Here is a 6,934-nt window from a genome sequence, read left to right on the forward strand (position 1 = left end):
GCGCTGGCCCGATCGGCCTTCGCCGCGCGCCTGCCCGCCGCTGTGACGGAGCGCCGCTCCAAGGGCGACCTGACCGCCTATTACGGCCGCGTGCTGGCGCGCAGCCTGCCGGCGCTACGGCCGTTCCTGCTGGAGGGCCGGGCGGCCGCGGCCGGGCTGCTCGACCGGGGGGTGCTGGAGGCCATGCTGACGCCAGAGCATCTCATCTGGCGGGGGGACTATGGCGCGCTTCTGCAGCTTGTGGCCGCGGAACGATGGCTGCGCCATTGGCAGGACCGCCTGGCGGCGGCCCGGGGCGGTCCGCCGGCGTAGCGGGCGGGCGGGTCGCCAAGGCCCGGTCCAGCCAGGGAAGCACCTGGGCATAGATCTCTCGGACATTGGCCGGGCTGGCGGGCAGGTGGCCTTCGCCGATCAAGGTCATCAGCACGGCGTCCTTGCCCTGCCGATAGAGCGCGGCGAACATCGCCTCGGCCTGGGCCATGGAGACGAAATCCAGGTCGCCGTGGATCAGGAAGAGCGGCGTGTGGATGCGGTCGGCGGCGAAGAGGGGACTGTTGCGAAGATAGCGGTCCGGATCGGACCAGGGCGGCGCGCCAAGCCCGCCTTGCCCGGCCTCCGACCAGCCGGCCGAGAGATTGACGGCGGGGCCATCCTCGGGGACCGCGCGGAAGTGCAGGGGCAACTCGCCCCAGCCCGAGGCGAGATCGGTCTTGGCGGCCTGGGCGACGATGGCCCTGAACCGACCGGTCTGGGTCGCCGTCACCAGGGCGCCGTAGCCCCCGAAGCTGTGGCCCCAGAGGGCGATGCGATCCGGGTCGGCCAGGCCCTGGCGCGTCACCGCCTCGACGGCCGCCAGGATCGCGTCGGCGAGGCCAGCGGCCGGCTCGCCCGGCGCCTGGGCGCGCGGCAGGCTGGGCGCCAGGACCGCGAAGCCGTGGGCGGTGAGCAGCCGCGCATTGGGGGTGAAGACCAGGGCGTTGGGCGCATAACGGCCGGGCGGGTTCGGATAGACGGACCCCGGATAGGGCAGGACGATGAGCGGCGGGGCCGCTCCCGTCGCGGGTCCAGACGGCAGGTAGAGCCAGCTGGTCAGGAGCGTCCCCCCCGGCCCGGCGTGCTGGATCGGCCGCACACGCAGCGCATCGACCTCGGCCAGTCGGGCGTTGACGGTCAGGACGACGCGGTCGTCCCCGGCGGCGGCGACCAGGCGCACAACCTCCACCCCGCGATCGTCGCGGGATCGAACGGCGAGGCCGTTGGCCGAGGTCGCCATCGGCAGATCACCGGCCGCAAGGGCGAACCGAAGCTTCGACCCGTCGGCGGCGAGCCGCAGCACCTGGTCGTCGTAGGCGGTCCAGACGGCCTCCTGGCGCGGCGCCGCGTTGACCGCGAAGCGGGCGCCTTCGCCCAGCCTTCGCGGACTCAGGGCGCGCGCGCCGGCGCCGACGCTCAGCGGGCGGAGGCGACCGGAGGCGTCCACCCAATCGATACGGCCGCCGCCGACGAAGGCGAGGCCGCCCCGGCCGATCGCGGCCGGCTTGGCCGGCGCGGCCGGCAGGCCGGCGGTGAGATTGACCGCGCCGGCGTCGGCCAGGCGAAACCAATCGGCCCGGTCCGACGATCGCCCCGTCGCGCGGCCGTAGAGGATCGGCCGCCCGGCCAGCCAGTCCGCACGGACGACCGCCAGCCCCTCCTCGTCATAGGTCAGATCAGGCGTGACCCGTCCGGCCGCGGGTCGCCGGAGCGCGCCGGCCGCGGCCTCGACCTGCAGCAGCTCGCCCTCGGCCCAGGGCCGCCCAGCGGGGCGGGCGAAGACCAGCAACTGGTCGCCGTCCTGCGACCAGGCGAGCAGCTGGGGCAGGACGTCCCCGTCGCCGAGGGGCCACGAGACCTGGCCCGACCCCAGGTCGATGAGGCTGAGGACGCGGCGGCGGGCCGCCGTGCCGACCCGCAGGGGCTCGGCGGTCGGCGAAGGCAGGGGGTCCGCTTCGGCCACGGCCGCCAGATGACGGCCGTCGGGCGACAGTTCGAGGTCGTGGAAGTCGCCCTGCGCCAAGGTGCGGACCTGACGCGTGCGCAGATCGATCTCCGCCAGTCGGCGAGGCGGCCGCGCCGGCCACGCTGAAAGCTCCCGTCCGCTGCCGACCCGGGTGGCGGTCGGCGTCCGTCCCTCGGCGGCGGCGCGCCACTGGGCGGCGAGCCGTTCGGTGGTCTGGCGCAGGGTGCGCATGTGAAGCGGCAGGTCGCCCCGGGCCAGCACGATCGCCACCAGCTGGGTTTCCGATCGCCATTGAAGGCTGCGGCCATAGACCGCCGCGTCGGTCGGCAGGCCGAGCCAGCGCGTCCGGCCGCTGGCGAGATCCACGACCCCGGTGTCCCAGACCCCTCCGGAGAACCGCTGCACCGCCATGGCGCGGCCGGAGGGCGAGACCGGGCCGGCCACATAGCCGGCGCCCGGCTCGGGCGTCATCAGGTCGCGCGCGACGCCGGGGCGCGCCACCTCGGCGATCTTGATCCGGCCGAGCAGGGGTGGCCCGTAGCCGTCGCCGTCGAACCGCGGGGCGGTGTCGTAGGCCGCCTCGGTCTGGAGGATCAGGTGACGGCCGTCCGGGGTGATCTCCATCTGGTCGAGACGCTCCAGCCGCAGCATGTCGTCCACGGTGAAGGGCCGGGCCAGGGCCGGCGCCGACCCCAGGACGAGGACGACGGCCAACGCCCGCGCCCCGTCCAGGGCGTGGCGAGCCGGGCGGCGCATCGGCTTACCAGCGCTTGGTGAGCTGAACCGAGGCGAAGCGCCCGAGGGGATCGGCGTTGGCCGGGTCGAAGCCGACGCCCTGCGGCGCGTCGTAGAAGGGCGGATCGGTGTCGAAGAGGTTGCGCACGGACACGGCCAGTTCGAGGTCCTGTTGCAGGCCGCTCGTGGCCGTGGGCCGCCAGCGGAGCTGCAGGTCGGCGGTGGTCCAACTGGCGATGGACGGTCCGCTCGCGGCCTTGGCGCCGTCGAGATAGTTCACCGCCAGGCTCGCGCCGACGTCGCCGTGGGTCCAGCCGACCTGGGCCTGGGCCCGTCGTCTTGCGGGCCGGCCTGGCGTCCCGGCCAGCTCGACGGCGGGGGCGGTGGGGGTCACCTGTCGCCGGTAGTCGATGAGGTAGGTGGCGTTGGCCGACAGGTCGATCCGATCGGCGCCCAGGTCCACGCCCCATCGGGCGGTGAGATCGACGCCGCGCACCTCCAGCCCGCCGGTGTTGAGATAGCGGGCGTCGACGATCGCCGTATAGGCCTCGGCCGGGAACAGGCCGGCGTTGGAGGAGGTCGATTGCGCCAGCAGGCCCTTCACCAGGGCCAGGTCCGCCGGATTGGTCGCGACCACGGGCCGGATGAAGGAGGCATAGATGGGGTTGGTCAGGGCGTTGAAGACGTCGTCGCTCACCGGCTGGGCGATCTGGCCGGTGAACCGGGTGTCGAACCAGGTCCCGCTCAGCTTCAGGCCCGGCGCGGCCGCGGGTTGATAGTCGAAGCCGGCGGTCCAGGAGCGGGCGGTTTCGGGCTTGAGGTTGAGGTTGCCGCCGACGCGCAGCAGCACGAGCCTCTGGCTGGCGCCATAGGGCAGGATCCCCGGCCCCACGTCCTGTAGCTCGAAGACTTCAGACAGGGCCGGCGCGCGGAACGAGGTCCCGTAGCTGGCGCGCAGCGTCAGGTCGTCGGCCGGGGCCCAGATCAGGCCAAGCTTCGGATTGCGGCTGGTCCCGACGTCGTCATAACGCTCGATGCGTCCGGCGGCCGACAGCTCCAGCCGCCTCACCCCGGGCAGGGCGTTGTCGGGTCCCACCAGCGGGATGCGGACCTCCAGGAAGCCCGCGCTCACCGTGCGCTCGTAGGGGCCCTCGATGGTCGTGGTGGGCGTGGCCCTGGAGACCAGGCTGATGTTGCGGGTCTGGAAGCGTTCACGCCGCACCTGGGCGCCGAACGCGGCCTTGAGCGGTCCGCCCGGCAGGGTGAGCACCGTGCCGTCGGCCTTGAAATTGAACGCGCTGACCTGGTTCTCGTAGCGGGTCTTGACGTAGCCGCTGCCGATGAAGTCGAGCACGGCCCGGCTGTTGGCGGCCCCGTCCCCATAGGGGTTGAAGAAGCCGTCGCGGGCCGCGCTGAAGCTTGTGGTCGGATCGTCGGCGACCGTGCCCAGGGCCTCCTTGAGGAACTGGGTGTCGAGGCGTCCGAGGTTGGAGCGCCGGTTGAGTTCCCGCGCATAGGCGCCGTAGGCCTCGGCGCGCCAGGTCTGGCCCAGCCTGGCCTCCGCGCCGGCCGAGAGGCCCAGGCTCTCGGAGGCGCCGGTCGAGCGCAACGGGCCGAGTTCGTCGGTGAAATCGTAGGCGATCTGGTTGGAGCTCGCGCCGTTCGGGGACACGAAGAAGGGGTTGGCGCGGTTCACGGTGATCAAGGCGACGGAGCCGGGCGAAGCGTAGGCGAACTCGCGGTGGCTGTAGCGCGCCTCGGCGGTGAGTTCGAGCCGTTCGCCCAGTTCCTGGCCGAGGCTCGCATAGACCGAGTTGCGCGACTGCTCGGGGAGGATGTCGGTCTGCTGACGGAGGTTCTCCAGGTTCACCTGGCCGGCGAGGAAGCTCGACGCGGTCAGGCCGGTCCCGGCCTGGCTGACCGGGATCGCCCAGCCCGGTACGACGGCGCCGGTGGCGGGGTCGAGTTTCATGATGTTGCCGGGATGGCTGTAGAACTGGCGGTGATCGGTTCCGCCGAATGGCCGAAGGTCCGCGCTGGCCGTGAACGGGCGCTTGTCGGCGCCGAGTGCGTCGCGGCGGTAGTATTCGTAGGTGACCAGCGCATGGCCGCTCGTCCAGGTGCGGCCGAAGGTCTGACCGACCTGGCGCTCGCCGACGCCGCCCGCGGCGGCCCCCAGGCGCGCGCGGGTCTCCGCGCCGTCGAAGTCGTCGCGCAGGATGATATTGACCACGCCGCCCACGGCGTCCGAGCCGTAGAGGGCCGAGGCTCCGTCCAGCAGCACCTCGACGCGGGCGATGGCGGCGGTCGGGATCGCCGAGACGTCGGCGAAGTCGCCCTTGAGGCCGGTGCCGGCCATGCGCCGGCCATTGACCAGGACGAGGGTGGCCGAGGCGCCCAGGCCGCGCAGATTGACGCCCTGGGAGACGACGCTGTTGGTGCCGAGCCGGTCGGCGCCGGTCAGGCTGGTGACCGGGGTGCTGGTTCCGCCGTAGTTCTGCGGCAGGTCGGCCAGCAGCTCGGCGAGGGTGGCGCGGCCGCTGGCGTCGATCTGCTCGCGCGAGATCGCCACGATGGGGGAGGCGCCGGCGCCTGGCCCACGGATCAGGCTGCCGGTGACGACGACCTCGCTGAGCTGGATTGGGGCGTTTCCAGCCTCGGCGGGCCGAACGCCGGAAGACTCAGCGGGGGCGCCGGGGAGGGCCGGTGGGACCTCGGCAAGGGCCTGGGCTTGCGCGGCGGCGGGGGAGGCCGCGGTGTCGCCGGGGCCTGGCGCCGCGCCGCGCGGTTTCAGCACGATCGTGCCGCCGCCGGCGTCCTGGGCCTCGATGCCGGCGCCGGCCAGCAGACGGGCGAGGGCGTCGCGGGGACGCAGCCGGGCCCGCAGCGCGCTGACGCTGTGTCCGCGGACGGTGTCAGCCTTGTAGATGAGCTGGACGTGGGACTGGGTGACGAAGGCCATGAGGGCCGCGTCGAGCGGGCCGGCCTCGATGTTGAAGTTCACCTCGGCCTCGGCGGCGGGCGCCTGGGCGGCGACGGCTGGGGCGGCGGCCAGGACCAGGGCGAGGGTCGAGGTGGTCAAGCAAAGGCATGAAGATGGCGAGCGACAGGACATGAGCGACGGTGTTCCCCCTCAGACACCGACGCGCCCGGAGACGGACAAAGACTGTTGGATCGGGGTCTGAGCGGTAGACGCTGGGGCCCCGGGCCGACCCTGGAGCCGTGTGACAATTTTTTTGCGGTCGGTTCAACCCCTCGGGGGCTTGAGCATGATCACGTCCTCGCCCTGAGGCTCGGCGCGCAGGCCGTGCAGATGGCTGACCGCCAGGACGAAGGCCTCGACGTCTCCGCTGTCGAAGGCGCCGGAGACGACTTCATCGCCCAGCTCCGGCGCCTCCAGGGTGATCTTGCGGCGGCTGTAGCGGTTCACCTCGGCGATGGCGACGCGTAGCGGCACCGCATGGAAGATGATCCGCCCGTCGGTCCAGCTGGTCGCGGCCTCGAGATCGACGCGCTGGGGCGCTCCAAGGCGGCTGTTGGCGATGATCTGCTGGCCGGGCGTCAGCCGCACGGCCGGTCGGGCGGGTTCGGAGGGCCGGCGCACCTCGACGACGCCCTGGACCAGGGTGACGCGGACGTGCTCGGCGTCGCGCCGGACGTCGAAGCGGGTGCCGATGGCGCGCACCTGGGCGCCTGCGGCGTCGACCAGGAAGGGGCGTGAGGGATCGTGGGCGACCTCGAAGAAGGCCTGGCCCTTGAGCAGGCGCACGCGGCGTTGCTGGCCGTCCATGCGCGCGGAGAGGCGCGTGTCGGTGTCGAGCCGGACCCGCGAGCCGTCCTCGAGAACCACCAGGCGTTGCTCGCCCACGCGGGTGGTCAGGGTTTCCCCCGAGACCTGGGTCCAGACGGCGAAGCCCACGCCCAGCGCCAGGATCAGCGAGAGCGCGACGGCGACCGCGACAGCGCGCGGACGGGCTCCGGCGCCGCGGCCGCGGCTGAGCGCATCGGCCACCGCGGCGTTCATGGCGGCGTCGCCGTCGAGGACGCTCGAGCGGCGCCAGGCGCGCTCGACCTCGGCATAGGCGTCGCGCCGGCCCGGCGCCTGCCGCCAGGTCCGAAACTCCTCGAGGGTGGCGGAGGAGACCGACCGGGTGTTGAGCCGCGAGAACCAGGCGGCGGCCTCCTTGAGGAGGGTTTCGT

At 73.1% G+C, this 6,934-nt stretch carries 3 protein-coding genes and 1 pseudogene; 1 reads left to right on the top strand and 3 read right to left on the bottom strand.

The window, feature by feature from the left end:
* Window positions 1–312 (top strand): annotated as a pseudogene (locus AX721_RS28125) (asparagine synthase); the annotation flags it as partial.
* Here AX721_RS28125 and AX721_RS22730 read toward each other — a convergent pair.
* From AX721_RS22730 to AX721_RS22740, 3 genes are all read right to left on the bottom strand, one after another.
* Window positions 203–2,755, bottom strand: coding sequence for a prolyl oligopeptidase family serine peptidase (locus tag AX721_RS22730; protein WP_068878248.1), 2,553 nt, complete (start codon window positions 2,753–2,755; stop codon window positions 203–205). The pseudogene AX721_RS28125 and the gene AX721_RS22730 overlap by 110 nt on opposite strands.
* Before the next feature lie 4 nt (window positions 2,756–2,759).
* The gene (locus AX721_RS22735) at window positions 2,760–5,816 is read right to left on the bottom strand and encodes a TonB-dependent receptor (RefSeq protein ID WP_068878249.1); all 3,057 of its coding nucleotides are present in this window, start codon (window positions 5,814–5,816) and stop codon (window positions 2,760–2,762) included.
* 165 nt (window positions 5,817–5,981) lie between these two features.
* A partial coding sequence (locus tag AX721_RS22740) for a FecR domain-containing protein (protein ID WP_068878250.1) occupies window positions 5,982–6,934 on the bottom strand: 953 nt, incomplete at its 5' end.

The sequence above is a fragment of the Phenylobacterium sp. CCH9-H3 genome (assembly GCF_001557235.1).
Taxonomy (GTDB): domain Bacteria; phylum Pseudomonadota; class Alphaproteobacteria; order Caulobacterales; family Caulobacteraceae; genus Phenylobacterium.